The following is a 23,658-nucleotide window of genomic DNA, read 5'->3' on the forward strand; positions in this document are numbered from 1 at the left end:
CGTACGGAAATGACGGCGCGCACGTTCAGCCGCGAGCCGTCGATGCTCCGCCCAGGGGGATTACTGCTCGGCGAGCGCCCTGAGGCGGCTCAGCGCCCGGTGCTGGGCGACCCGGACGGCGCCGGGTGACATTCCCAACATCTGCCCGGTCTCCTCCGCGGTCAAGCCCACCGCGATGCGCAGCAGCAGCAGCTCGCGCTGGTTCTCCGGGAGGTTGGCCAGCAGCTTCTTGGCCCATTCCGCGTCGCTGCTGAGCAGGGCGCGCTCCTCGGGGCCGAGGGAGTCGTCGGGGCGCTCGGGCATCTCGTCGGACGGCACCGCCGTGGAGCCGGGGTGGCGCATGGCGGCCCGCTGCAGGTCGGCGACCTTGTGGGAGGCGATGGCGAAGACGAACGCCTCGAAGGGGCGGCCGGTGTCGCGGTAGCGCGGCAGGGCGAGCAGCACCGCCACGCAGACCTCCTGGGCGAGGTCCTCGACGAAGTGGCGGGCGTCGCCGGGCAGCCGGGACAGCCGGGTGCGGCAGTAGCGCAGCGCCAGCGGGTGCACGTGCGCGAGCAGATCGTGCGTGGCCTGCTCGTCCCCGTCGACGGCGCGGTGCACGAGCGGGCCGATCGCCCCGCGGGCCGTGCCCGCCTCCTCGTCGCGCATCGGTCCATCGTGCCCTGCGGCCGTCCGGTCCGTCGCATTGTGCTCGTGGTTGTGCACCGAAGCGTTATGAGCAGGTGCGCCGGCACTCATCCCCTGCGCCCTCCCCTTCCGCTCGACCGACTCGTCCCCGAGAGACTCCACACCTCAAGGATGCGGCATCCGCGCCGAAACGAGCAGCGCGCGTCCGGCGGGTCGCCTTGCGCACCGCCCGCGGGTGGCTCCGGCGGAGTCCCGCGCGGGGCGCGGCAACGGCCGGCGCGGGCAACGTCCCGCCCTTCGCCGAACGGCCCCGGAACACAGGGTCTTTCCTGGTACGGGGCACGGCGGCGGGCCGCCGCCCGCCCCGGCGTCACGGTGCGGCGGGCGCCGGCGGACGTGGTTCCGGAGCGGCCCTTCGGCACGCTTTGGGGGTGACGCACACCTCGCCGGGAGCCGGGCCCGGCCGGCCCGGTGCGGGCACGGGCGCGTCCCGCGCCTTCCTCTGGAGCGGTGGGTGCTGCGGCCCGTGAACCGCGGCCGGCGACCCGGTCGCCGGGGCACGCCCGAGCTGCCGGGCGGCCGCGCGTCCGCGGGGGACGCGGCGCACACCGCCCGGGTCCCGTCGTGCCGTCCGGCTGCTGCCGAGGGAGGCGGAGCCGTTCCCGGCGTCGGGAACGGTGCCCGGTGCGTTCCGGTCCCGCCTGCCCCGCAGGGCTGCGCATGTCCTACCGGACCAGTCCCCAGCGGAAGCCGAGCGCCACCGCGTGGGCCCGGTCCGAGGCGCCGAGCTTCTTGAACAGGCGCCGGGCGTGGGTCTTGACGGTGTCCTCGGAGAGGAACAGCTCGCGGCCGATCTCCGCGTTGGAGCGGCCGTGGCTCATGCCCTCCAGGACCTGGATCTCCCGCGCGGTCAGCGTCGGCGCGGCACCCATCTCGGCCGAGCGGAGCCGGCGCGGGGCCAGTCGCCAGGTCGGGTCGGCCAGCGCCTGCGTCACCGTCGCGCGCAACTCCGCGCGCGAGGCGTCCTTGTGCAGGTAGCCGCGGGCGCCGGCGGCGACCGCGAGGGCCACACCGTCGAGGTCCTCCGCGACGGTGAGCATGATGATGCGTGCGCCGGGGTCGGCGGAGAGCAGCCGGCGGACGGTCTCCACCCCGCCCAGGCCGGGCATGCGCACGTCCATCAGGATGAGGTCGGAGCGGTCGGCGCCCCAGCGGCGGAGGACTTCCTCGCCGTTGGCCGCCGTCGTCACGCGCTCGACACCGGGCACGGTCGCGACCGCGCGGCGGAGCGCCTCTCGGGCAAGCGGGGAGTCGTCGCAGACGAGGACGGAAGTCATGACCGCCCTCCGCAGCTGATGCGCGTCACCTTGAGCCTCCAGGCTGGTACGGAATCGTCACCTGTGCGGTCGACCGTCTCGGACGCCTGCCCGAGCGCTTGTGTTTTCAACCGCCTCCGCACTCTCAACGACGGTCACTCGAAAGAGTTACGGGGCCGCGTGCCGTCTTCGGCACTCTACGTGAGGGCGTCGACACGGTGCAGACATGCCCGACGGACCCTCAACTTTTCATCACAACCTATGCCCCATTCAGCCCTTTTTCTTCCCGTTTCGCAGTGTCCGGGGCTAGATTCGCAATGAGTCATATTTTCATCTCCTTAGACCGGAGATGTACGGTCGTTGGCACCGTATCCGCCCAGAACGGCTACAAGGGGTCACGTAATGGCAGATTTCTCCCGCCTTCCCGGACCGAACGCGGACCTGTGGGACTGGCAGCTGCTCGCTGCCTGCCGCGGGGTGGACAGCTCGCTCTTTTTTCACCCGGAGGGCGAGCGCGGGGCGGCTCGGAGCGCTCGCGAGAACTCGGCCAAGGAGGTCTGCATGAGGTGCCCCGTCCGTGCGGAGTGCGCGGCGCACGCGTTGGCGGTGCGCGAGCCGTACGGAGTGTGGGGCGGCTTGACCGAGGACGAGCGTGAGGAGTTGATGGGGCGGGCACGCAACCGCCTGGTGACGGCATCGAGCACCAGCGGCGACACCGCCTCGAACCACTGAAGGAACGTTTCAGCACCCACAGACCACCGGGTGCGTCCCATCCCCTCCTGGGCACGCGGGAAGGCGTGCCCTCGACTCTGCCGCGGCCCTTTCTACGGACGCCCGGCCGCCCGGGCCGCCCGGGCCAGCTGTTCCAGCGTCGCCGCCACGGTCGGCACCTGTGCCAGGTCCGGCAGGGTGAGAGCGACGATCTCCCGTCGTACCGCGGGCTCCAGTCGCACCGCCCGCACCCCCCGGGGCCGCACCGACTCCACCGCGAGCTGCGGCAGTACGGCGACCCCCAGCCCGGCGCCGACCAGGCCGACCACCGCCGGATAGTCGTCGGTGGCGAAGTCGATGCGCGGGGTGAAGCCGGCTCCCTCGCACACCTGCACGAGCTGGCCGCGGCAGCGCGGGCAGCCCGCGATCCAGGGCTCCTCGGCCAGTTCACCGATGGCGACGCTCTCCGCGCGCGCGATCCGGTGCCGCTCGGGCACGAGGGCGACCAGGCGGTCCGTCAACAGGGGCCGTACGACGAGGTCGTCCCAGTCCTCGGCGGTGGCGGCGCCCTCGTAGCGGAAGGCGAGGGCGAGGTCGCAGTCCCCCTCCCGCAGAAGGTCCACGGACTTGGGGGGCTCGGCCTCCTCCAGGGAGACACGGGTGCCCGGATGGGCGGCGCGCAGGGCGGCCAGGGCGGTGGGCACCAGGGTGGAGCTGCCGCTGGGGAAGGAGACCAGCCGGACCCGGCCCGCCCTCAGGCCCGCGATCGCGGCGACCTCCTCCTCGGCCGCGGTGAGGCCCGCCAGGATGCCGGAGGCGTGCCGGACCAGGGCCTCGCCGGCCTGGGTGAGCCGCATCTCGCGGCCGGTGCGCACGAGCAGCGGCGTGCCGACCGAGGCTTCCAGGGCCTTCATCTGCTGGCTGACGGCGGGCTGGGTGCAGCCCAGTTCGCGCCCCGCCGCCGAGAAGGAACCGGTGGTGGCGACGGCGCGCAGGACACGGAGATGACGGGCCTCGATCACCCTTCGAGCATAAGGGCTGCTTGGGGAGGGCGTCACAAATCCGCTCGACGCTTTGAGAAGGCTCACGTACCGTTCCCGGCATGCAGCTTCTCTCGGTCAATCTGGGCCGCCCGCAGCCGGTGCCCTACACGGACCAGCCGGAAGGCGTGACGGGCATCGACAAGAAGCCGGCCGAGGGGCCGGTGCGGGTGGCGGCGCCGGGCCCCAAGGGGACCGGGGCGAGCGGGCTCGCCGGGGACGCCGTGTGCGACCTGCGGCACCACGGCGGGGTCGACCAGGCGGTGTACGCGTTCGCCCGCGAGGACCTCGACGACTGGGAGCGCGAACTCGGCCGATCGTTGGCCAACGGTTGCTTCGGAGAGAACCTGACGACGGCCGGCCTGGACGTCTCCGGCGCGCTGATCGGCGAGCGGTGGCGGATCGGTTCCGAGGTGGTGCTGGAGGTGACCTCCGGGCGGATCCCGTGCCGTACGTTCCAGGGCCATCTGGGCGAGCGCGGGTGGGTCAAGAGGTTCACACGGAAGGGCGCAACGGGTGCCTACCTCCGGGTGATCGAGCCGGGCGGGATACAGGCGGGCGATCCGATCGAGATCGTGCACCGGCCCGGGCACGGGGTGACGGCGGCGCTGCAGTTCCGTGCGGTCACCACCGAGCGGGAACTGCTGCCGCGACTGCTCGACGCGGGCGACGCGCTGCACACGGAGTCGCTGGCCGCGGCCCGCAAGTACATCGCCGCACAGGCCCGCTGAGGGCACGTCACCGGCCGCGCCGCCGTCGGTGCGGGTCACTACCCTTGGGCCATGACAACGGCTCTGATTACGGGATCGACCGCGGGGATCGGCGCCGCGTTCGCGCGGCGGCTGGCGGCTGACGGGCACGACCTCGTCCTGGTCGCCCGGGACACCAAGCGGCTGCGCGAGCAGGCGACCGAACTGCACGACCGGCACGGCATCGAGGTGGAGGTGCTGAGCGCCGACCTGTCCGAGGACAAGGGCATCGAGACGGTCGCCGACCGGCTCGGCGACCGGAAGAACCCGGTCGACCTGCTGATCAACAACGCCGGCTTCGGCAACAAGGGCCGCTACCTGGACGTGTCCATGGCGGACGAGCTGAAGATGCTCAAGGTGCACTGCGAGGCGGTGCTCCGGCTGACGTCGGCGGCGGCCGCGGCGATGCGGGAGCGCGGGCGGGGCGGGGTCGTCAACGTCGCCTCGGTGGCCGCCTTCGTGCCGCGCGGCACGTACGGCGCGTCCAAGGCGTGGGTCGTGCAGTTCACGCAGGGCGCGGCGAAGGACCTGGCGGGCAGCGGCGTGCGCCTGATGGCGCTGTGCCCGGGCTTCGTGCGCACCGAGTTCCACCAGCGGGCCGGCATGGGCACGGACAACATCCCCGGCTGGATGTGGCTGGACGCCGACAAGCTGGTCGCGGCGGCGCTCGCGGACCTGGCGCGCGGCAAGTCGCTGTCCGTCCCGGACCCGCGGTACAAGGCGCTGATGGGGCTGGTGAAGGTCACCCCGCGCGGGCTGCTGGGCGGGATCAGCTCCCGGACGGGACGCAAGTACGGGCCCCAGTAGGACGGGTGGCGCCCGCGTTCCGGTGGGAAAATGGGATGGACGGATCCGGACCCAGGGGGCCGGGAGGCGGCGCCATGACGTTCGTACAGCTCATCGACTGCAGGACCAGCCGGCTCGACGAGATGAACCGGTTGATCGACCAGTGGGTCGAACAGACCAGGGGGAAGCGCACCGCGACGCACGCGGTGATCGGCACGGACCGTTCGGACGCCTCGCACGTCGTCGAGATCGTGGAGTTCCCGTCGTACGACGAGGCGATGCGGAACTCGAAGCTGCCGGAGACCGACCGGATCTTCCGGGAGATGGCCGCCCTGTGCGACGGGACGCCGACCTTCACCGACCTGGACGTCGTACGCGACGAGCCGCTGGAGGCGGCCGCCGCGCGCCGCTTCTTCGAGACGATCTCCGTGCGGGGACCGCTGCCCCCGCTGAACGGCCTGCTCGCGGAGAACTACCACCACCACGACCCGGGCAATGAGCAGGACGCGCTCGGGCTGGACAACATGCGGCGCGAGATCGAGATGTGGCGCGGCGGCTTCGACTTCACGTTCACGGTCGAGGACCAGCTCACCCAGGGGGACCGGGTGTGCAGCCGGTGGACGTGGAACGGCATCCAGAAGGGCGAGTTCCTGGGCCTGCCGAACACCGGCCGGGAGGTGTCCATGACGGGGACGACCGTCTTCCGGTTCGACGGCACGGGCAGGATCCGCGAGGGCTGGTGGCAGTACGACCGGCTGGGTCTGATGGAGCAGCTGGGGGCGCTGGACGCGCTGGAGAACTAGCCGCGCACGGCGAGGGCCCGGCACCCCGAGGGGTGCCGGGCCCTGCTGTCCCGTTCCTGACGTGCGTCAGTGGGCGTGGCCGTGCGAGTGGCCGTGGCCGGCGGCCTCCGGCTCCTCTTCCTTCTTCTCGACGACCAGGGTCTCGGTCGTGAGCAGCAGGGAGGCGATGGAGGCGGCGTTCTCCAGGGCGGAGCGGGTGACCTTCACCGGGTCGATGACGCCGGCCTTGATCAGGTCGCCGTACTCGCCGGTGGCGGCGTTGTAGCCCTGTCCCTTGTCCAGGTCCTTGACCTTGGACACGATGACGTAGCCCTCCTGGCCGGCGTTCTCACCGATCCAGCGCAGCGGCTCGACGACGGCGTTGCGGACCACGGAGACACCGGTGGCCTCGTCGCCGGTCTTGTCGAGGTTGCCCTCGAGGACCTTGGAGGCGTGGACCAGGGCGGAGCCACCACCGGAGACGATGCCCTCCTCGACCGCGGCGCGGGTCGCGGAGATGGCGTCCTCCAGACGGTGCTTCTTCTCCTTCAGCTCCACCTCGGTGGCGGCGCCGACCTTGATCACGCACACGCCGCCGGCCAGCTTCGCGAGGCGCTCCTGGAGCTTCTCGCGGTCCCAGTCGGAGTCCGTGGACTCGATCTCGGCCTTGATCTGGGCGACGCGGCCCTCGACGTCCGCCTTGTTGCCGGCGCCGTCGACGATCGTGGTGTCGTCCTTGGTGACGGTGACGCGGCGGGCGGAGCCGAGCACGTCGATGCCGACCTGGTCGAGCTTGAGGCCGACCTCCTCGGAGATGACGGTGGCGCCGGTGAGGGTGGCCATGTCCTGCAGCATCGCCTTGCGGCGGTCGCCGAAGCCGGGGGCCTTCACCGCGACGGCGTTGAAGGTGCCGCGGATCTTGTTGACGACCAGGGTCGACAGGGCCTCGCCCTCGACGTCCTCGGCGATGATCAGCAGCGGGCGCGAGGAGTTGGCCTGGATGACCTTCTCCAGCAGCGGCAGCAGGTCGGCGATCGCGCCGATCTTGCCCTGCGTGATCAGGATGTAGGGCTCGTCGAGGACGGCCTCCATGCGCTCCTGGTCCGTCACGAAGTACGGCGACAGGTAACCCTTGTCGAAGGCCATGCCCTCGGTGAAGTCCAGCTCCAGACCGAAGGTGTTGGACTCCTCGACGGTGATGACACCGTCCTTGCCGACCTTGTCCATCGCCTCGGCGATGAGCTCGCCGACCTGCTGGTCCTGGGCGGACAGCGCGGCGACCGCGGCGATGTCGGACTTCTCGTCGATCGGGCGGGCCGTGGCGAGCAGGTCCTCGGAGACGGCGGCGACGGCGGCGTCGATGCCCTTCTTGAGGGCGGCCGGGGAGGCGCCGGCGGCGACGTTGCGCAGGCCCTCGCGGACCAGGGCCTGGGCCAGCACGGTGGCGGTGGTGGTGCCGTCACCAGCGATGTCGTTGGTCTTGGTCGCCACCTCCTTCACCAGCTGCGCGCCGAGGTTCTCGTACGGGTCCTCGATCTCGACCTCACGGGCGATCGTGACACCGTCGTTGGTGATGGTGGGGGCGCCGAACTTCTTGTCGATGACGACGTTGCGGCCCTTGGGGCCGATCGTCACCTTCACCGTGTCGGCCAGCTTGTTGACGCCGCGCTCCAGGGCGCGACGGGCGTCCTCGTCGAACTTCAGGATCTTCGCCATGACAGCGGCAGCCCTCTCGGAAATCTGTGGGTGTAAAAGGCACTGCGCCCCGGGCGCCCGGCTTCTTATGTGGTCGCGGGGGCCAGGGGCGCAGCATCAAGCATCAAAGGTGCTCGAGGTGTCTTACTTCTCGATGATCGCGAGGACGTCGCGAGCCGAGAGGACGAGGAACTCCTCGCCGTTGTACTTCACCTCGGTGCCGCCGTACTTGCTGTACAGGACGACGTCGCCGACCTTGACGTCGAGCGGAAGGCGCTCGCCGTTCTCGAAACGGCCCGGGCCCACGGCGAGGACGGCGCCCTCCTGGGGCTTCTCCTTCGCGGTGTCCGGGATGACCAGGCCAGAGGCGGTGGTCTGCTCGGCGTCGAGCGGCTGGACCACAATGCGGTCCTCGAGCGGCTTGATGGCAACCTTGGAGCTGGTGGTCGTCACGATCCGACCTCCCCCTTCGGAGATCTCACGGGGTTAACTGTCTGAGGTGGCGACCAGGTGGATCCGTCGTCGCGGGTGCCGGACCTGCCCGTCGCGTGTTGGCACTCTCCAGGGGGGAGTGCCAGAGCCGAGACTATGACCGCGATTAGCACTCGGTCAAGCGGAGTGCCAATGCCGTGCGGCGCGTCGGCGGAATCGGGTGCCCGGAGTCCGTGATGCGACCCGGTCTCCGCCCCGCTGTCGCCGGGGGCCGCCCTACAGGTAGTCCTCCAGCCGTCCCACCGTCAGGCCCCGTTGCTGGACCCGGCGCAGGACACGGGTCGTGCGTTCCCTCAGGGTGGGGCCCGTGGACTCGTCCGGGCCGACCAGGATGATGTCGCCGGGGCGGAGCCGGTGGTCGCCGCTCGTGTAGACGAGGTCGGCCGGGGTGAGGGCGGCGCGCCACAGGACGACCGCCGAGATGCCGCAGTCGGCCGCCGCGCGCAGGGTGGTGCGGTCGTACGTGCCGTAGGGCGGGCGGAAGAGACGGGCCCGGACGCCGAGCCGGGCGCTCAGCCGGTGCTGCTGGCCGCAGATCTCGGCGCGCTGGCCCGCGTACGGCTGACCGGCCAGGGCGCGGTGGTCGAGGGTGTGGTTCTGGATGCCGGCGCCGAGCCGGCGCAGCCGCGCGAAGTGGCCGTAGCCGGGGCCCGCGATGCTGTCGGTGAGGAACATGCTCACGGGGAGCCGGAGTTCGCGGACCATGTCGACGAAGCGGGGGTCCTGCTCGGCGCCGTCGTCGTAGGTGAGGAAGACGACCGGGTCGCCCGTGGGGACGCGGTCCAGGACACGTGGCAGGGTGCCGCGCGCGCCGTCCGGGTCCAGCCCGAGGGGCCGGGCGGCGGGGCGGGGCGGGCGGCGCAGGGGCTCGGTCAGGCCCCAGTGGCGGTAGGAGCGGTCGGGGGCGGGGCCGGACGGGCGTACCCCTTGGGCGGCCTTCTTGCCGAGGCGCTCGATGGGGTCGACTGACTGCGCGCAGCCCGTGAGGAGGAGTGCCGCGGCGAGGACCGCGGCCGGGCCCCGCGCCCGCCTCACAGGTAGTCCTCCAGGCGGGCCACCGCGTAGCCCTCGCGCGTGACCTTGTTCAGGAAGCGGCGCATGTCGTCGACCATCGTGCCGTTCCAGTCGTCCCGGCCGCGGAAGTGGGTGAGGACGATGTCGCCGCGGCGCAGCCGCTGGTCGTCCTCGCGGTACTCCCAGTGGTCGACGAAGACCTCCTCGTTCCAGATCGGCGCGTACTTGATGCCACAGGACTTGGCGGCGACCAGGGTGTCCTGGTTGTAGTTGCCGTACGGCGGGCGGAAGACGGTGGGCGCCTTGCCGAACTGCCTCTTCATGATGTCCTGCATGCCGCAGATCTCGTCCCGCTGCTCCTCGTAGGACAGACCCGGCAGGTAGGGGTGGTGCAGCGTGTGGTTGTTGAGGGTGTTGCCGTAGCCCTTCATCGCCCGGAAGTAGGCGTAGTCGTCCTTCACCAGGTAGTTGCTGAGGAAGGCGGTGTACGGGACGCCCAGCTCCCGCATCATGGCGAGGAATTTCGGGTCCTTCTCGGCGCCGTCGTCGATCGTCAGGAAGACGACCTTCTGCCGGGTGGGGACCGTGGTGAAGACCGGGGGCAGGTTCCAGTCCTCCTGGTGGTCCACCTCGAACCCGGCACGGGCGGTGATCCTCGGCTTCTTCGCGGGGGGCGCCGGTGGCGTCAGCGGGGCCCGGTCCAGTCCCCAGCGCCGGGCGGCGGCGGCCAGCCTGGCGTGTTCGGCGGCCTGGCGGGCCTCGGGGCCGAGGGCCTGCGCGGGGGCGCGTTCGGCGGGCGCGGAGCGCCCGGAGTCCGGGCCGGCGCAGCCGGCGAGGAGGGCCGCGGTGGCCAGCGTGGCGGCTCCGCCGCCGAGGAGCAGCCGCCGGAGACGAGTCCGGCTTTTGTCATTTTGTACTACTTCTCGCATGGTGCCGGATCCTCGCAGGACCCCTCCCCGAACCCGGGCCGACACCTCCGCCGGAGGCACAGCATCCACCGACTGGCCCACAATGACCCGGTGAACGACCTCGCCCTCCTCCTCACCCCCGAAGGCCGCGCCCTCCTCGACGAGGTGCGCGACACCGCGCCCGCACAGGAGCTGGCCGTGGCCACCCGGCTGCGCCGCGACCATCCGGCCGAGCTGGTGTCGGCCGCGCTCGGCCAGGCACGGCTGCGGCAGCGGGCGGCGGCCAAGTTCGGCGCCGAGGACGCCGGGCGGATGTTCTTCACGCCCGACGGCGTCGAGCAGTCGACGCGGGCCCGGGTGGCGGCGTACCGGGCACGCCGGTTCGCGGAGCTGGGCGTGACCTCGGTGGCCGACCTGTGCTGCGGGATCGGCGGGGACGCCATCGCGCTGGCGCGGGCGGGGATCCGGGTGCTGGCCGTCGACCGGGACCCGGTGACGGCGGCGGTGGCCCGGGCGAACGCCGACGCGCTCGGTCTCGCCGGCCTGATCGAGGTGCGCGAGGCCGACGTCACGGAGGTGGACACCGCCGGGTACGACGCGGTGTTCGTGGACCCGGCCCGGCGGGGCGGACGCGGCCGCATCTTCGATCCCGAGGCGTACTCGCCGCCGCTGTCCTGGGCGGTCGGCGCGGCGCTCGCGGCCCCCCGGGCGGCTCTCAAGATCGCCCCGGGCATCCCGCACGAGGCCGTGCCGGCCGAGGCCGGGGCGGAGTGGATCTCCGACGGCGGGGACGTGAAGGAGGCCGTGCTGTGGTTCGGCACCGGGGCCGCCGGAACCGTCCGGGCCACGCTCCTGCCCGGCCCGCGCACCCTGCCCGGCCGCGGCCTGCCCGACCCCCAGGTGCGTGCGGTGGGACGGTATCTGTACGAGCCCGACGGCGCCGTGATCCGTGCGCATCTGGTCGCCGAGGTGGCCGAGGAGGTCGGCGGCGGACTCCTCGACGCGACGATCGCCTACGTCACGGCCGACGAACTGCGACCCACCGCGTTCGCCTCGGCCTACGAGATCACCGACCGGCTTCCGTTCAACGTGAAGAGACTGAAGGCCCTGCTGCGGGAGCGGGAGGTCGGCATCCTGACCGTGAAGAAGCGCGGCTCGGCCGTGGAGCCGGAGGAGCTGCGCCGCAAGGTCAGGCCCCAGGGCCCCCACTCGGCCACCGTGTTCCTCACCCGGGTCGCGGGGGCACCGACCATGCTGATCGGCTCCCCCGCCCGGCCCTCGGGCCCCGGCGCGGCGTAGGGCCTCGCTCCCCGCCCCGGGGCGGGCCTCAACCGGTCGGCAGGGACCGGAGCCTGGACTCCAGCAGGGCGCGTTCGCGTCCGTTGCGGGCCAGTTCCGCCGCCCGCAGGAACTCCTCGCGGGCCTCGGCCGTGCGTCCCAGGCGGGCCAGCAGGTCGCCGCGGACGCTGGGCAGCAGGTGGTACTCGCGCAGGGCCGGCTCCGCGGCCAGGGCGTCGACCAGCTTCAGGCCCTCGGCCGGACCGTCGGCCAGGGAGACGGCGACCGCCCGGTTCAGCTCGACCACGGGAGACGGGGCACGGGCCGCCAGCAGGCCGTAGAGGGTGGCGATGGCGCGCCAGTCGGTCTCCTCGTACGTGTACGCGTGCGCGTGACACGCGGCGATCGCCGCCTGGAGGGCGTGGGGGCCGGGGCCACCGCTCGCGGTGGCCCCGGCGCGGGCGAGGGACCGGACGCCGCGGGCGATCAGCATGCGGTTCCAGCGGCGGCGGTTCTGGTCGCGCAGCAGCACCGGTGCGCCGTCGGGACCGGTGCGGGCGGCGGCCCGGGACGCCTGGAACTCCAGCAGCGAGGTCAGCGCGTGCACCTCGGGTTCCCTGGGCATCAGCGCGGACAGCACGCGGGCCAGGCGCAGGGCGTCCTCGCACAGTCCGGGACGCAGCCAGTCGTCGCCGGCGGTGGCCGCGTACCCCTCGTTGAAGATCAGGTAGATGACGTCCAGGACGGATCCGAGACGGGCTTCGCGATCGGGGCCGTACGGCACCTCGAAGGCGACGTTCTTCGTGGCGAGGGTGCGTTTGGCGCGGACGATGCGCTGGGCGGTCGTCGGTTCCGGGACCAGGAAGGCCCGGGCGATCTCCGCCGTCGTCAGGCCGCCCAGCAGGCGCAGGGTGAGCGCGATGCGGGCCTCGGGGGACAGCACCGGGTGGCAGGTGGTGAACACCAGCCGCAGCAGGTCGTCGTCGATGTCGTCCGGGGCGGAGGGTTCCGCGGGCGGCGCCACGGTCTCGAGGTCGCGGCCGATCTCGGCGAGTTTGCGGGCGTAGGTCTCGCGGCGCCGGATCAGGTCGACGGCCCGGTGCCGGGCGGTGGCCATGAGCCAGGCGCCGGGGTTGTCGGGCACGCCGTCGCGCGGCCACCGCTCCAGGGCGGCGACCAGTGCGTCCTGGGCCAGTTCCTCGGCGATGCCGACGTCCCGGACGATCCGGGCGACACCGGCGATCACCCGGGGCGACTCCAGCCGGAAGACGGTCTCGATCGCGTGCACGGTGTCGGTCACCGCGCCGGGCGCCGGGGCGGGTGGCCGCGCGACGGGCGGCTGCGGTGCGGTGGGCTGCGTTTCCACAGCCCACCATGCAACACCCCTGGACGGCGGAACGCCAGGAACGCCTAGCCCTCGGCGATCTCCCGGACCTCGCAGGTCACGGTCCAGAACTCCTCGTGGACCTGGAGGAACCGCTTGGTCCACTCCAGGGCCTCGGCCTTGTCCTTGCACTGCATGAGGGCGTAGCCGCCGACGACCTCCTTGGTCTCGGTGAAGGGGCCGTCGGTGACGGAGATCTTCCCGCCCTCCCAGGTGACCCGGGTGCCCTGGGCGGAGGGGGTGAGACCCGCGGTGTCGAGCATCACGCCGGCCTTGGTGATCTCCTCGATCAGCGCGCCCATGCGCTGCATCAGCTCCTCGCTGGGGCCCTCCGCCGGTGCGGAGTTCTCGTCGATGCGCACGAGCGACAGGAAGCGGGGCATGGTGACTCCTTCGGTGGGGCGGCGGGACCGTTCCCCGCCGCTCACCCATGCGTCGAACGGGAGACGGCCGGATCGACAGGCTCGGCGGAATTTCCCGAAGATTTTTTCCGGCCGATTTCTGCGCAGGTCAGCGCCGTTGTCTAGCGCAGGGACGCCCACAGTTCACCGGCCGCCGGTTCCTTGGCGACCACCCGGTTGGGGTCGGAGGGCGCGGGGAGGACCGGCATCATCACGGTCCTCGTCCGGTCGGCGGTCAGGCCCCGCAGGCTGCGGCCGAGGCTCATCAGCTCGTTCAGGGAGTCGAGGCCGGTGTCGGTGGTCAGGCTCGCGGTGACGGCGTCGGCGACCTGGTACAGCCCGGCCGGGTCGGTGAGCAGGTTCATGGTGGCGATGCGCTCCAGCAGCGCCTTCACCAGCTTCTGCTGCAGGCCTATGCGGCCGAGGTCGCTGCCGTCGCCTATGCCGTGCCGGGTGCGGGCGAGGGCCAGGGCCTGGGTGCCGTCGAGGTGGTGGTCGCCGGCGTCCAGCCGCAGATGACTCTTGTCGTCGTCGATGTCCTGGTCGGTGGTGACGTCGACCCCGCCGAGCGCGTCCACCAGCTTCGCGAAGCCGGCGAAGTCGATCTCGACGTAGTGGTCCATGCGGACGTGCGTGAGCGACTCGACGGTCTTCACGGCGCACACCGGACCGCCCACCGAGTACGCGCTGTTGAACATGGCGCCGTGGGTCACCGCCGTCGAACCGCCGGACGGGAGCGGGCAGGACGGGCGGGTGACGAGGGTGTCGCGCGGGATGCTGACGACGGTGGCCTCCGTACGGCCCGCGTCGATGTGCACGACCATCGCGGTGTCGGACCGGGCGCCACCGCTGTCGCCGCCGCCGAGTGCCTGGTTGGCCTTGCCGCTGCGCGAGTCCGAGCCGAGGACCAGGATGTTCAGGGAGCCGCTCGGCAGCGGGGAGGCGGCGGCCGCGGACGGGGTGACCACCGCCCGTGCGGGCCGGTCGTCGCCGAGCGCGGTGTTGATGTCGACGCTTTTGATGTTGTCGTCGAGATGCCGGTACGCCCAGGTCGTGGCGGCGGCCGCGAGCACCAGCGCGCCTGCCAGGGCGAAGCCGGTGATGCGCAGCGCTCTCCGCCGCCGGCCCACCGGTCCGCCCGTGTCGCCTTGTTCCTCGTGTCGCGTCACGGGCAGGAACGTAAGTCCGAATTATTAGGGGACTGTTAGCAGAAGCCGCCCGAGTCGGCTTTCTAGGGAAATTCTCATCCCGGGAACACCGAGACCTCGTTCCGGGTCCCAACTCCGGCTCCGGCTCCGGCTCCGAAAGTTTCGGCCCCGACCGGCGTCAGCCCGCGGCCGGCGCCGCCGTGCTCGACCGCACCACCAGACGGGTCGCCAGTTCCACCCGGGTCGCGGACCGTTCCTCCCGCTCCCGGCCGAGCTCCAGCACCAGCCGGGCCGCCGCTTCGGCCATCTCGGTCAGCGGCTGCCGGACGGTCGTCAGCGGCGGGCCGACCCAGCGGGAGACCGGCAGATCGTCGAAGCCGACGACGCTGAGGTCCTCGGGGATGCGCATTCCCAGCTCGCGGGCCGCCTCGTACAGGCCGAGCGCCTGGAGGTCGTTGCCCGCGAAGACGGCGGTCGGCCGGTCGGGGCGGCGCAGCAGCTCCAGGCCCAGCCGGTAACCGGCGTCGTGGTGGAAGTCGCCGGTCAGCACGAGCGAGGGGTCGGCGGGCAGCCCGGCCGTGTCCAGGGCGGCCCGGTAGCCGTCCACGCGGGCCCGGCTGCACATCATCCGGGAGGGGCCGCTGATCGCCCCGATCCGGGTGTGGCCGAGGTCCACCAGATGCCGGGTCGCGGCGAGACCGCCCTGCCAGTTGGTGGCGCCGATCGAGGGCACGTCGGGACCCGGGTCGCCGGCCGGGTCCATCACCACGAACGGGATGGACCGGCTGGTCAGCAGCGCCCGCTGGGACTCGTCGAGCCCGGACAGCACGAGCACCACGCCGTGCGGACGGCGGGCGGCGACCTGGTCGGCCCAGGTCCGGCCGGGGGTGAGCCGTCCCGCGGACTCCGACAGCACCACGCTCAGCCCGGCGTCCCGGGCCACGTTCTCCACGCCCCGGATGACCTCCATCGCCCAGGCGCTCTCCAGTTCGTGGAAGACCAGGTCGATCAGCGGGGAACGGGAGGCCTCGGCGCGGCGGCGCCGGTAGCCGTGGGTGCGCAGCAGTTCCTCGACACGCGTGCGGGTCGCGGCGGCGACGTCCGCACGCCCATTGAGCACCTTCGAAACAGTCGGAGCGGACACCCCGGCCGCGCGAGCGATCTCGGCCAGGGTCGCCGTCTGCGTTTCTGCGGACTTCGCGGGCTTCATGGCCGCGATCGTATCCCCGTTGAGCCTCTTGACGAAGGCGTGTGTGCCCCATAGGTTCCCGGAACATTCGAGGCATGACTCGAAACATTCGACGGCAGGGGGCCCCGACCGGCCGCCGGCACGATCCCGACCGTCCGACGGGAGTTCCCTTGACCACCGCTCCTTGGCGCGACCCCGCGCTGCCCGCCGCCGCCCGCGTCGACGACCTGCTCTCGCGGATGACCCTCCAGGAGAAGACCGCCCAGCTGTACGGCGTGTGGGTGGGGGCCGCCACGGACGGCGACGGAGTCGCCCCGCACCAGCGCGAGATGACGGCCGCGTACGACTGGGACGAGCTGATCGCCTCCGGACTCGGCCAGCTGACCCGCTCGTTCGGCACCGCCCCGGTCGAACCGGCCCTCGCCGCTCGGGCCCTGGCCCGGGCCCAGCGGCGCATCGCCGCCGCGAACCGCTTCGGCATCCCGGCGATCGCCCACGAGGAGTGCCTGGCCGGGTTCACCGCCTGGCGCGCGACGGCCTACCCCGTACCGCTCGCCTGGGGCGCCTCGTTCGACCCGGAGCTGGTGGCGGAGATGGGCCGCCGGATCGGTCACGACCTGCGCTCGGCCGGCGTCCACCAGGGCCTCGCGCCCGTCCTGGACGTGGTCCGCGATCCCCGCTGGGGGCGGGTGGAGGAGACGATCGGCGAGGACCCGTACCTGGTGGGCACCCTCGGCACCGCCTACGTGCGGGGCCTGGAGTCGGCCGGGGTCGTGGCGACCCTCAAGCACTTCGCCGGGTACGCCTCCTCGGCCGGCGCCCGGAACCTCGCTCCGGTCCGGGCGGGCGTACGGGAGTTCGCGGACGTCACGCTGCCGCCGTTCGAGATGGCGCTGCGCGAGGGCGGGGCCCGCTCGGTGATGGCCGCCTACACGGAGACCGACGGGGTGCCCGCCTCCGCCGACCCGTGCCTGCTCACCGGGGTGCTGCGCGAGGAGTGGGGCTTCACCGGCACGGTGGTCTCCGACTACTTCGGCATCGGCTTCCTCCGCACCCTGCACCGGGTCGCGGCCGACGAGGCGGAGGCCGCCCGGCTGGCCCTGGCCGCGGGTGTCGACGTGGAACTGCCCACCCTCGACTGCTTCGGCGACCCGCTCGCCGAGGCCGTGCGGAAGGGCCGCGTCCCCGAGTCCCTGGTGGACCGCGCGGCCCGCCGCGTGCTCCGCCAGAAGTGCGAACTCGGCCTGCTGGACGAGGACTGGAGCCCGGAGCCGGACGGGCCGCCGGAGCTGGACTCCGCCGGGAACAGGGCGGTCGCCCGGCGCCTCGCGGAGGAGTCGGTGGTCCTGCTGGACAATCCCGGCGGTCTGCTGCCGCTCGCCCCCGGCGGCCGGATCGCGGTCGTGGGCCCGCGTGCGGCGGACGCGCTCGCCATGCTCGGCTGCTACTCCTTCCCCTCCCACGTCCTCCCCCACCACCCCGGGGTTCCGCTCGGCATCGAGGTGCCCCCGCTGCTGCACGCGCTGCGCGCCGAACTCCCGGACGCCGAGGTCACGTTCGCCGAGGGGTGCGGCGTCCGCGACCCGGACACGGGCGGCTTCGAGGAGGCCGTGGCCCGGGCGGCCGAGGCGGACGTGTGCGTCGCGGTGCTCGGCGACCGCGCGGGACTGTTCGGCCGGGGCACCTCCGGCGAGGGCTGCGACGTGGCCGACCTGCAACTCCCCGGCGTCCAGGCGGAGCTGCTGGACGCGCTGGCCGCGACGGGCGTCCCGGTCGTCCTCGTGCTGCTCACCGGCCGCCCCTACGCGCTGGGCCGCTGGCACGGCCGGCTCGGCGCGGTCGTGCAGGCCTTCTTCCCCGGCGAGGAGGGCGGCCCGGCGGTGGCGGGGGTGCTGTCCGGCCGGGTGAATCCCTCCGGCCGGCTCCCGGTGAGCGTGCCGCACGGGCCCGGCGGCCAGCCCTGGACCTATCTCCAGCCCCCGCTCGGCCTGGCCGGCGAGGTCAGCAGTCTGGACCCGACCCCGCTGCACCCGTTCGGCCACGGCCTGTCGTACACGACGTTCGCCTGGGAGGGCCACGCGGACGACGAGGTCGCGGAGATCGGCACGGACGGCGGTCACGACCTCTCGCTGACGGTCCGCAACACCGGCGACCGGGCGGGCGCGGAGGTCGTCCAGCTCTATCTGCACGATCCGGTGGCCTCGGTGACCCGCCCGGACGTCCGTCTGATCGGCTACCGCCGGCTGGAGCTGACTCCCGGCGAGGCGCGCCGGCTGACCTTCCGCTTCCACGCGGACCTGTCGTCCTTCACGGACCGTACGGGGGCGCGGGTGGTGGAGCCGGGCGAACTGGAGCTGCGGCTGGGCCCGTCGAGCGCGGAGACCCGGCACACGGCCCGGCTGCGGCTGTCGGGGCCCGTGCGGGTGCTGGGGGCGGACCGGCGGCTGCGGTGCGAGGTCCTGGACACGGCGGACTGAGCCGGGGACCCCCGGAACGCGAACACCCCGCTCCCGGAGACCCGGGAACGGGGTGTGTGTGGAGCGCCGGGCAGGCCTTGCACCTGCATCTCCCCGCAGGAAGCGGGACGTCTTTCCTTGGACCACCAACGCACTGCGTCCGAACCGGTGTTCCGGCCGTTCGCTGTGTGATGATCATAGCGCAGTCGGCGGGGATTGCTCAAGCTCAGCCTCCGCCACCGGTTCGAACCGCCAGCGGTGCACCGCACGGGTCGTCAACCCCGGTTCCGGCTCGGGCAGTTCCGGCAGCGAGGCGTCGTAGGGCGCGTCCCACCACGTGATGACCAGCACCCGGTCCCCCGGCGCCCGGAAGGTCTCCCGGCGCAGCGGGGACCGGGCCAGGCCCTGCCCCCGCACCCAGGCCAGCAGCTCCTCGCCGCGGCCCTCGGCGGCCCGGGCCTCCCACATCAGCGCGACGGTCACGAGTAGAGGTTCTCCTTGCTGACCTCGTGCACGTGGTCGTGGTCGTTTCCCGGCACGTGCGGGTCGGTGACCGGCAGGGAGGAGTCGGCCGACAGGTCCCAGCTGGAGGCGGACCGGTTGCGGGCGACCATCTCGGCGCCGAGCGCGGCCACCATCGCGCCGTTGTCCGTGCACAGCTTGGGGCGCGGGACGCGCAGCCGGATGCCGGCCGCCTCGCAGCGCTCCTGGGCGAGGGCGCGCAGCCGGGAGTTGGCGGCGACACCGCCACCGATCATCAGGTGGTCGACGCCCTCGTCCTTGCAGGCGCGGACGGCCTTGCGGGTCAGGACGTCGACGACGGCCTCCTGGAAGGAGGCGGCCACGTCGCGCACCGGGACCTCCTCGCCGGCCGCGCGCCTCGCCTCGATCCAGCGGGCCACGGCGGTCTTCAGACCGGAGAAGGAGAAGTCGTACGCCGGGTCGCGGGGGCCGGTGAGGCCGCGCGGGAAGGCGATCGCCGCCGGGTCGCCCTCCTTGGCGTACCGGTCGATGACCGGGCCGCCGGGGAAGCCCAGGTTCAGCACGCGGGCGATCTTGTCGAACGCCTCGCCCGCCGCGTCGTCGATGGTCGCGCCCATCGGCCGGACGTCGGAGGTGATGTCCTCGGACAGCAGCAGCGAGGAGTGGCCGCCGGAGACCAGCAGGGCCATCGTCGGCTCGGGCAGCGGGCCGTGCTCCAGCTGGTCGACGCAGATGTGGGAGGCGAGGTGGTTGACGCCGTAGAGGGGCTTGCCCAGGGCGTAGGCGTACGCCTTCGCCGCGGAGACGCCGACCAGCAGGGCGCCCGCGAGGCCGGGGCCCGCGGTCACCGCGATGCCGTCCAGGTCCCTGGCGGCGACCCCGGCCTCCTTCAGGGCGCGGTCGATGGTGGGGACCATCGCCTCCAGGTGCGCGCGGGAGGCCACTTCCGGTACGACACCGCCGAAGCGGGCGTGCTCGTCGACGCTGGAGGCGATGGCGTCCGCCAGCAGGGTGGTGCCGCGGACGATGCCGACGCCGGTCTCGTCGCAGGAGGTCTCGATGCCGAGGACGAGGGGTTCGTCAGTCATTGCTCTCGGTTCCTTGTACGGGGGGAGCATCCGCGGCGGGGCCGCCTGCGGAGGCGGTGGTCAGACGCATGACCAGGGCGTCCACGTTGCCCGGCTGGTAGTAGCCGCGCCGCACGCCGATCGGCTCGAAACCGAAGCGCTCGTACAGCTTCTGGGCGCGGACGTTGTCGACCCGGCATTCGAGCAGCACCTCGTGACACTCGAACGCGGTCGCCGCGCGCAGCAGCTCGTCGAGCAGGCGCCGGCCGAGGCCGGTGCCCTGCTCGTCGCGGGCCACGGCGATGGTCTGGACGTCGGCCTGCTCGCCGGAGGCGACGAGACCCGCGTAGCCGACGATGCGGCCGTCGGTCTCGGCCACGAGATAGCGCCGGGTGGCCTCGGAGCCCCGGGCGTGGGCCAGTTCGGACCAGAACATGCCCCGGGACCAGGCGTCCTCGGGGAACAGGTCCTTCTCCAGCTCCAGGACCGGGTCGATGTCCCACCAGCGCATCTCGCGCAGTACGGGGTTTGCCGGTGCCGTCACTTGGGGGTGACCACCTTGTAGTTCTTGGGGACCTGGGCGTCCGGACGGCGCAGGTACAGCGGCCGGGGCGCCGGGAGTTCCTCGCCCGCGGCCAGCCTCCCGGCGGCGAGCGAGGCGAGGGCCGCGGCGGACACGTGCTCGGGCTCGTGGGCGCTCGGGAACGTGTCCGGGTAGAGCAGCGCGCCCGCACCGACCGCCGGGAGCCCCGCGACCCGCTCGGCGATGTCGGCCGGCCGGTCGACGGCGGGGTCGGTGAGCCGGGTGCGGGAGTCGGCGTACTTCGCCCAGTAGACCTCCTTGCGCCGGGCGTCGGTCGCCACGACGAAGGGGCCCTTCTCGATGTCGGCGGCGTAGGCCAGCGCGTCCAGCGTGCACAGGCCGTGCACCGGGACCCCGAGCGCGAGGCCGAAGGTGTCGGCGGTCATCAGACCGACCCGCAGGCCGGTGTAGGGGCCGGGGCCGGTGCCGACGACGATCGCGGTGACCGCCTCCAGCTTCAGCCCGGCTTCGGCGAGCACACGGTCGACGGCCGGCAGCAGCAGCTCTCCGTGCCGGCGCGCGTCCACCTGGCTCGACGAGGCGATGACGTCCGTGCCGTCGTGCAGCGCGACGGTGACGGCGGGTGTGGCGGTATCCAGAGCGAGCAAGAGCACGCGAACAGCCTACGGCTCCCGCGGCTCGGGCATCGCCGTCCCGGTCGTACGGTCACCGACTGCTACGGTCTGTACGAAGTACGACATATCGCACGAGACGGAGGTGGGCGCACGTGGCCGGGACCAGCTCGGGAATCGTGGCCGGCCTGACCGCGGCGGCGCTCGGAGCGGTCGGTTTCCTCGCCTACCGCGCCCAGGCGACCGTCCCGGCGGGTCTGGCCGGCCGGCCCGGAGCGAGCGCCTCCGCCGCGGCGCCGGCCGCGAAGGCGCCCCGGGACCGCCGTAACCCGACCGCCCTGCCGACGGCGTCCGGCAAGGGTGAACGGGTCGTGTACTCGGTGGACGACGACCGGGTCTGGCTGGTCGAGGAGCACGAGCACGTGGCACGCACCTTCCGGGTGCGGCCCGGCAGCATGGACCCCGCGGTGGGCACGTACTGGGTGTCGTCCCGCTCGAACGCGGCCACCGGCACCGACGGCGCGCCGGTCGAGCACATCGTGCGGTTCTCCAGCGTGGACGGCGTGGCGATCGGGTTCAGCGCGGCCGTCGGCGACGGCGCGCAGACGGCGGTCGACCCGGCCGTGAAGACCGGCGGCATCCGGGAGGACCGGGCCGACGGGACCGCGATGTGGAACTTCGCGACGATCGGCGTGAAGGTGGTCGTGATCCGCTAGGTCCGGCCGCCGGATCCGGTCGGCCGGCCCTAGGCGGCCTCGCGCCGCTCCGGGGCGGCGCCGGGGGCCGTCTGGGCCGTCTCCGGGGCCCGCGGTGGTGTGGAGACCGCGGCCGCGGCCGCGCACGAGGCCAGCAGATCGCGCATGGACATCCCGGCGGGCACGGCCGGGCGGGACTGCTCCGCGGGGCGGTGAGCGGTCATGGACGCCTCCTGAGCTGCGGGGGCGGGCGTAGTTAGGCACACCTAACTACCGGCTGGACACCATGTGACCACGCCCGGGACGTCCTGCGCAATATGTTGCCGACGGCATGTCGGAAAGCCGTCGGACGGTTCAGGCCGCGACGGTCTCCAGGCCACTGTCCGCCCACCGCCGTCCGAGCCCGGTCAGCGTCACGTGCCGCACCTCGTCCGTGGTGTCCCCGACGGCCCGGTGGATGACGACCTGCAGCCGGTCCTCGGTCAGCTCCTCGACCTTGCCCTCGCCCCACTCCACGACGATCACCGAGTCGGTCAGCGAGACGTCGAGGTCCAGGTCCTCCATCTCGTCCAGGCCGCCGCCGAGCCGGTAGGCGTCCACGTGGACCAGGGGCGGGCCGTCACCGAGGGAAGGGTGCACGCGCGCGATGACGAAGGTCGGCGAGGTGACCGCGCCGCGCACGCCGAGCCCCTCGCCGAGGCCCCGGGTCAGCGTGGTCTTGCCCGCGCCGAGCTCCCCGCTGAGCATCACCAGGTCGCCCGCGCGCAGCAGCTTGGCGAGGCGGCGGCCCAGCTCCCGCATCTGCTCGGGAGAGGTGATGGTCAGCCGGGTCTCAGCGGTGTCGTGCGGTGCGGCAGTAGCTTCCATCGTCACTCACTTGCAGTAGTACACGGATGAGGTCCCGCGGGGGACCGGTCCGGGCCGGACCGCGGCCGTAGGGCCGGTGGCCGCTCCCTCTAGGAGGAGGCGGAGTCACAGCCACTTACGGTAGCCGGAAGCGGCACGGCGCCGGCACGGGCGAGCAGATCGGCGAGGCGGTCTATCACCACTTCGGGGTGTTCCAGCATCACCAGGTGCCCGGCGTCCGGCACGAGCACCAGCTCCGCCTCGGGGAGCAGGTCGGCGATGGCCTCGCTGTGCTCGCTCGGCGTGACCAGGTCCTGCACGCCGGCCAGCACGAGCACGGGCATGCTCCGGAAGTGGGCGAGAGCCTCGGTCTTGTCGTGGTCGGTGAAGGCCGGGTAGAACTCGGCGACCACGTCGATCGGCGTGGACTCGATCATCCGTTCGGCGAACCGCTCGACGGCCGGGTCGACGTCCCGCCCCGCGAACGAGTACCGCTTGATGATCCCGGCGAACAGGTCGGCGGTGGCCCGGCGCCCCTTCTCCACCAGTTCCGCCTGCTGCCCGAGCGCCTTCAGCACTCCGGGGAGGATGCGGCGCACCGCGTTGACGCCGGCCAGCGGCAGGCCGAAGTTGACCTCGCCGAGCCGTCCGGACGAGGTGCCCACGAGGGCGGTCGCGACGACCCGGTCCCGGATCAGCTCCGGGTACTGGGCGGCGAGGGCCATCACGGTCATCCCGCCCATCGAGTGACCGACGAGCACGACCGGGCCGTCCGGTACGGCGGCGTCGAGGACGGCCTTCAGATCGCGGCCGAGCTGGTCGATGGTGACCGGCACCCGGTCGCGGGTCTGGGCCGCGCCCCGCCCCGAGCGCCCGTGGCTGCGCTGGTCCCAGTGCACGGTACGGACGACCCCGCGCAGGGCGGCCCGCTGGAAGTGCCAGGAGTCCTGGCTGAGGCAGTAGCCGTGGCAGAAGACGACGGTCACGGGGGCGGGCGCCTTGCGTCCGAAGAGCCGGCGGCGGCGCGGGGAGGGGGTCGGCCCGGGTTCCGGCTCGGTCTCGTCGACCTCGTAGTACAGCTCGGTGCCGTCGTCGGCGTACGCCTTGCCCGGGGTGCCGCGCAGGGTGCCGTAGGGGCCGGCCGAGTCCAGCGCCAGCCGGGCCTTGCGCCGCATCCCGCGGCCGACCGTCATCCGCTCGATGGCGACACCGGCCGCCGCGCCCGCGGCGAGCACGCCTATCGCGGCGCCGGCGATGCCGGTCGCCCTGCGCCAGCTCCCGGACGTCGCCCCCGCGGCGGAGGCGACGGCCGCCGAGGCGAGGACGTCCGCCACTGCCTCCGCGCTGCTCTCGCTCACGTACCGCTCCTCTTCGCCGTACTGCAGTTCGCCTGTGGGTGAAACGGGTGAGGCCCCTGTGGTGCCCGAGTGCCGGGG

General features: G+C 72.9%; 25 protein-coding genes. 7 read left to right on the top strand and 18 right to left on the bottom strand.

What is annotated here, in order from left to right; translation table 11 throughout:
- Positions 1 to 60: 60 nt before the first annotated feature.
- Together ACF08B_RS12250 and ACF08B_RS12255 are read right to left on the bottom strand one after the other, a co-directional pair.
- Entirely contained in the window at positions 61 to 648 is a 588-nt protein-coding gene (locus tag ACF08B_RS12250) for a sigma-70 family RNA polymerase sigma factor (protein WP_392317248.1), read from the bottom strand.
- Positions 649 to 1,352: 704 nt separating this feature from the next.
- Entirely contained in the window at positions 1,353 to 1,964 is a 612-nt protein-coding gene (locus tag ACF08B_RS12255; protein WP_003948568.1) for a response regulator transcription factor, read from the bottom strand.
- Between the two features lie 381 nt (positions 1,965 to 2,345).
- On the opposite strand from ACF08B_RS12255, the gene ACF08B_RS12260 reads away from it, so the two are divergent.
- Entirely contained in the window at positions 2,346 to 2,675 is a 330-nt protein-coding gene (locus tag ACF08B_RS12260) for a WhiB family transcriptional regulator (protein ID WP_392317249.1), read from the top strand.
- A 92-nt stretch (positions 2,676 to 2,767) separates the two neighbouring features.
- On the opposite strand, the gene ACF08B_RS12265 is transcribed toward ACF08B_RS12260, so the two are convergent.
- A complete protein-coding gene (locus ACF08B_RS12265; protein ID WP_093475401.1) occupies positions 2,768 to 3,676 on the bottom strand; it encodes a LysR family transcriptional regulator in 909 nt (302 codons plus the stop codon).
- 80 nt (positions 3,677 to 3,756) lie between these two features.
- On the opposite strand from ACF08B_RS12265, the gene ACF08B_RS12270 reads away from it, so the two are divergent.
- The 3 genes from ACF08B_RS12270 to ACF08B_RS12280 all read left to right on the top strand — a co-directional run bounded on the left by ACF08B_RS12270 (position 3,757) and on the right by ACF08B_RS12280 (position 6,032).
- On the top strand, positions 3,757 to 4,425 hold the full coding sequence (locus ACF08B_RS12270) for an MOSC domain-containing protein (RefSeq protein ID WP_392317250.1): 669 nt from the start codon (positions 3,757 to 3,759) through the stop codon (positions 4,423 to 4,425).
- A gap of 51 nt (positions 4,426 to 4,476) precedes the next feature.
- Positions 4,477 to 5,250: an SDR family oxidoreductase gene (locus ACF08B_RS12275; protein ID WP_093475404.1), complete on the top strand. Its 774-nt coding sequence runs from the start codon at positions 4,477 to 4,479 to the stop codon at positions 5,248 to 5,250.
- A gap of 74 nt (positions 5,251 to 5,324) precedes the next feature.
- Entirely contained in the window at positions 5,325 to 6,032 is a 708-nt protein-coding gene (locus tag ACF08B_RS12280; RefSeq protein WP_392317251.1) for an ester cyclase, read from the top strand.
- 66 nt (positions 6,033 to 6,098) lie between these two features.
- On the opposite strand, the gene groL is transcribed toward ACF08B_RS12280, so the two are convergent.
- The 4 genes from groL to ACF08B_RS12300 all read right to left on the bottom strand — a co-directional run bounded on the left by groL (position 6,099) and on the right by ACF08B_RS12300 (position 10,141).
- A complete protein-coding gene (gene groL, locus ACF08B_RS12285) occupies positions 6,099 to 7,727 on the bottom strand; it encodes a chaperonin GroEL (RefSeq protein WP_073888669.1) in 1,629 nt (542 codons plus the stop codon).
- A gap of 123 nt (positions 7,728 to 7,850) precedes the next feature.
- Positions 7,851 to 8,159, bottom strand: coding sequence for a co-chaperone GroES (gene groES / locus ACF08B_RS12290; RefSeq protein WP_057584642.1), 309 nt, complete (start codon positions 8,157 to 8,159; stop codon positions 7,851 to 7,853).
- Between the two features lie 255 nt (positions 8,160 to 8,414).
- Complete coding sequence (locus tag ACF08B_RS12295; protein ID WP_392317252.1) at positions 8,415 to 9,233, bottom strand: polysaccharide deacetylase family protein; 819 nt, start codon at positions 9,231 to 9,233, stop codon at positions 8,415 to 8,417.
- Positions 9,230 to 10,141: a polysaccharide deacetylase family protein gene (locus ACF08B_RS12300; RefSeq protein WP_392317253.1), complete on the bottom strand. Its 912-nt coding sequence runs from the start codon at positions 10,139 to 10,141 to the stop codon at positions 9,230 to 9,232. Before ACF08B_RS12300 ends, ACF08B_RS12295 begins: the two co-directional genes overlap by 4 nt.
- Before the next feature lie 90 nt (positions 10,142 to 10,231).
- On the opposite strand from ACF08B_RS12300, the gene ACF08B_RS12305 reads away from it, so the two are divergent.
- Positions 10,232 to 11,419 carry a methyltransferase domain-containing protein gene (locus tag ACF08B_RS12305; RefSeq protein WP_392317254.1) on the top strand — a complete coding sequence of 396 codons (1,188 nt, stop codon included), beginning with the start codon at positions 10,232 to 10,234 and terminating at the stop codon, positions 11,417 to 11,419.
- 28 nt (positions 11,420 to 11,447) lie between these two features.
- Here the strand turns inward: ACF08B_RS12305 and ACF08B_RS12310 are convergent, their stop codons facing one another.
- From ACF08B_RS12310 to ACF08B_RS12325, 4 genes are all read right to left on the bottom strand, one after another.
- A complete protein-coding gene (locus ACF08B_RS12310; RefSeq protein WP_392317301.1) occupies positions 11,448 to 12,698 on the bottom strand; it encodes an RNA polymerase sigma factor in 1,251 nt (416 codons plus the stop codon).
- A 110-nt stretch (positions 12,699 to 12,808) separates the two neighbouring features.
- Entirely contained in the window at positions 12,809 to 13,165 is a 357-nt protein-coding gene (locus ACF08B_RS12315) for a YciI family protein (RefSeq protein ID WP_392317255.1), read from the bottom strand.
- Between the two features lie 140 nt (positions 13,166 to 13,305).
- Positions 13,306 to 14,313 (bottom strand): LCP family protein, encoded by a 1,008-nt coding sequence (locus ACF08B_RS12320; RefSeq protein WP_392317302.1) that lies wholly within the window; start codon positions 14,311 to 14,313, stop codon positions 13,306 to 13,308.
- Positions 14,314 to 14,509: 196 nt separating this feature from the next.
- A complete protein-coding gene (locus ACF08B_RS12325; protein ID WP_392317256.1) occupies positions 14,510 to 15,541 on the bottom strand; it encodes a LacI family DNA-binding transcriptional regulator in 1,032 nt (343 codons plus the stop codon).
- A gap of 149 nt (positions 15,542 to 15,690) precedes the next feature.
- On the opposite strand from ACF08B_RS12325, the gene ACF08B_RS12330 reads away from it, so the two are divergent.
- Entirely contained in the window at positions 15,691 to 17,997 is a 2,307-nt protein-coding gene (locus ACF08B_RS12330; RefSeq protein WP_392317257.1) for a glycoside hydrolase family 3 N-terminal domain-containing protein, read from the top strand.
- 174 nt (positions 17,998 to 18,171) lie between these two features.
- On the opposite strand, the gene ACF08B_RS12335 is transcribed toward ACF08B_RS12330, so the two are convergent.
- Genes ACF08B_RS12335 through tsaB form a run of 4 tightly spaced genes read right to left on the bottom strand, consistent with a single transcriptional unit; the run spans position 18,172 to position 20,723 of the window.
- Positions 18,172 to 18,459 (bottom strand): hypothetical protein, encoded by a 288-nt coding sequence (locus tag ACF08B_RS12335; RefSeq protein ID WP_392317258.1) that lies wholly within the window; start codon positions 18,457 to 18,459, stop codon positions 18,172 to 18,174.
- Positions 18,456 to 19,547, bottom strand: a complete 1,092-nt coding sequence (tsaD, locus tag ACF08B_RS12340; protein ID WP_392317259.1) for a tRNA (adenosine(37)-N6)-threonylcarbamoyltransferase complex transferase subunit TsaD — start codon at positions 19,545 to 19,547, stop codon at positions 18,456 to 18,458. Before tsaD ends, ACF08B_RS12335 begins: the two co-directional genes overlap by 4 nt.
- On the bottom strand, positions 19,540 to 20,037 hold the full coding sequence (rimI, locus tag ACF08B_RS12345; protein WP_392317303.1) for a ribosomal protein S18-alanine N-acetyltransferase: 498 nt from the start codon (positions 20,035 to 20,037) through the stop codon (positions 19,540 to 19,542). The genes tsaD and rimI overlap by 8 nt, the downstream gene beginning before the upstream one ends.
- 29 nt (positions 20,038 to 20,066) lie before the next feature.
- Positions 20,067 to 20,723 (bottom strand): tRNA (adenosine(37)-N6)-threonylcarbamoyltransferase complex dimerization subunit type 1 TsaB, encoded by a 657-nt coding sequence (gene tsaB / locus ACF08B_RS12350; RefSeq protein ID WP_392317260.1) that lies wholly within the window; start codon positions 20,721 to 20,723, stop codon positions 20,067 to 20,069.
- Positions 20,724 to 20,836: 113 nt separating this feature from the next.
- Here tsaB and ACF08B_RS12355 point away from each other — a divergent pair, with 113 nt between their 5' ends.
- The gene (locus tag ACF08B_RS12355) at positions 20,837 to 21,397 is read left to right on the top strand and encodes a hypothetical protein (protein ID WP_093475421.1); all 561 of its coding nucleotides are present in this window, start codon (positions 20,837 to 20,839) and stop codon (positions 21,395 to 21,397) included.
- A gap of 29 nt (positions 21,398 to 21,426) precedes the next feature.
- On the opposite strand, the gene ACF08B_RS12360 is transcribed toward ACF08B_RS12355, so the two are convergent.
- The 3 genes from ACF08B_RS12360 to ACF08B_RS12370 form a co-directional block, all read right to left on the bottom strand.
- Positions 21,427 to 21,600, bottom strand: coding sequence for a hypothetical protein (locus tag ACF08B_RS12360; RefSeq protein WP_392317261.1), 174 nt, complete (start codon positions 21,598 to 21,600; stop codon positions 21,427 to 21,429).
- Positions 21,601 to 21,730: 130 nt separating this feature from the next.
- Entirely contained in the window at positions 21,731 to 22,243 is a 513-nt protein-coding gene (gene tsaE / locus ACF08B_RS12365; protein WP_392317262.1) for a tRNA (adenosine(37)-N6)-threonylcarbamoyltransferase complex ATPase subunit type 1 TsaE, read from the bottom strand.
- 89 nt (positions 22,244 to 22,332) lie between these two features.
- A complete protein-coding gene (locus tag ACF08B_RS12370) occupies positions 22,333 to 23,580 on the bottom strand; it encodes an alpha/beta fold hydrolase (RefSeq protein ID WP_392317263.1) in 1,248 nt (415 codons plus the stop codon).
- Positions 23,581 to 23,658: the final 78 nt, after the last annotated feature.

The sequence above is a fragment of the Streptomyces sp. NPDC015139 genome (assembly GCF_043079785.1).
GTDB lineage: Bacteria > Actinomycetota > Actinomycetes > Streptomycetales > Streptomycetaceae > Streptomyces > Streptomyces albidocamelliae.

Bases quoted from the DNA above. Each gene is read 5' to 3' on its own strand.
- ACF08B_RS12250 (WP_392317248.1), bottom strand. From the start codon at position 648: ATGCGCGACGAGGAGGCGGGCACGGCCCGCGGGGCGATCGGCCCGCTC.
- ACF08B_RS12255 (WP_003948568.1), bottom strand. From the start codon at position 1,964: ATGACTTCCGTCCTCGTCTGCGACGACTCCCCGCTTGCCCGAGAGGCG.
- ACF08B_RS12260 (WP_392317249.1), top strand. From the start codon at position 2,346: ATGGCAGATTTCTCCCGCCTTCCCGGACCGAACGCGGACCTGTGGGAC.
- ACF08B_RS12270 (WP_392317250.1), top strand. From the start codon at position 3,757: ATGCAGCTTCTCTCGGTCAATCTGGGCCGCCCGCAGCCGGTGCCCTAC.
- ACF08B_RS12275 (WP_093475404.1), top strand. From the start codon at position 4,477: ATGACAACGGCTCTGATTACGGGATCGACCGCGGGGATCGGCGCCGCG.
- ACF08B_RS12280 (WP_392317251.1), top strand. From the start codon at position 5,325: ATGACGTTCGTACAGCTCATCGACTGCAGGACCAGCCGGCTCGACGAG.
- groL (WP_073888669.1), bottom strand. From the start codon at position 7,727: ATGGCGAAGATCCTGAAGTTCGACGAGGACGCCCGTCGCGCCCTGGAG.
- ACF08B_RS12300 (WP_392317253.1), bottom strand. From the start codon at position 10,141: ATGCGAGAAGTAGTACAAAATGACAAAAGCCGGACTCGTCTCCGGCGG.
- ACF08B_RS12315 (WP_392317255.1), bottom strand. From the start codon at position 13,165: ATGCCCCGCTTCCTGTCGCTCGTGCGCATCGACGAGAACTCCGCACCG.
- ACF08B_RS12325 (WP_392317256.1), bottom strand. From the start codon at position 15,541: ATGAAGCCCGCGAAGTCCGCAGAAACGCAGACGGCGACCCTGGCCGAG.
- tsaD (WP_392317259.1), bottom strand. From the start codon at position 19,547: ATGACTGACGAACCCCTCGTCCTCGGCATCGAGACCTCCTGCGACGAG.
- rimI (WP_392317303.1), bottom strand. From the start codon at position 20,037: ATGCGCTGGTGGGACATCGACCCGGTCCTGGAGCTGGAGAAGGACCTG.
- ACF08B_RS12360 (WP_392317261.1), bottom strand. From the start codon at position 21,600: ATGACCGCTCACCGCCCCGCGGAGCAGTCCCGCCCGGCCGTGCCCGCC.
- tsaE (WP_392317262.1), bottom strand. From the start codon at position 22,243: ATGGAAGCTACTGCCGCACCGCACGACACCGCTGAGACCCGGCTGACC.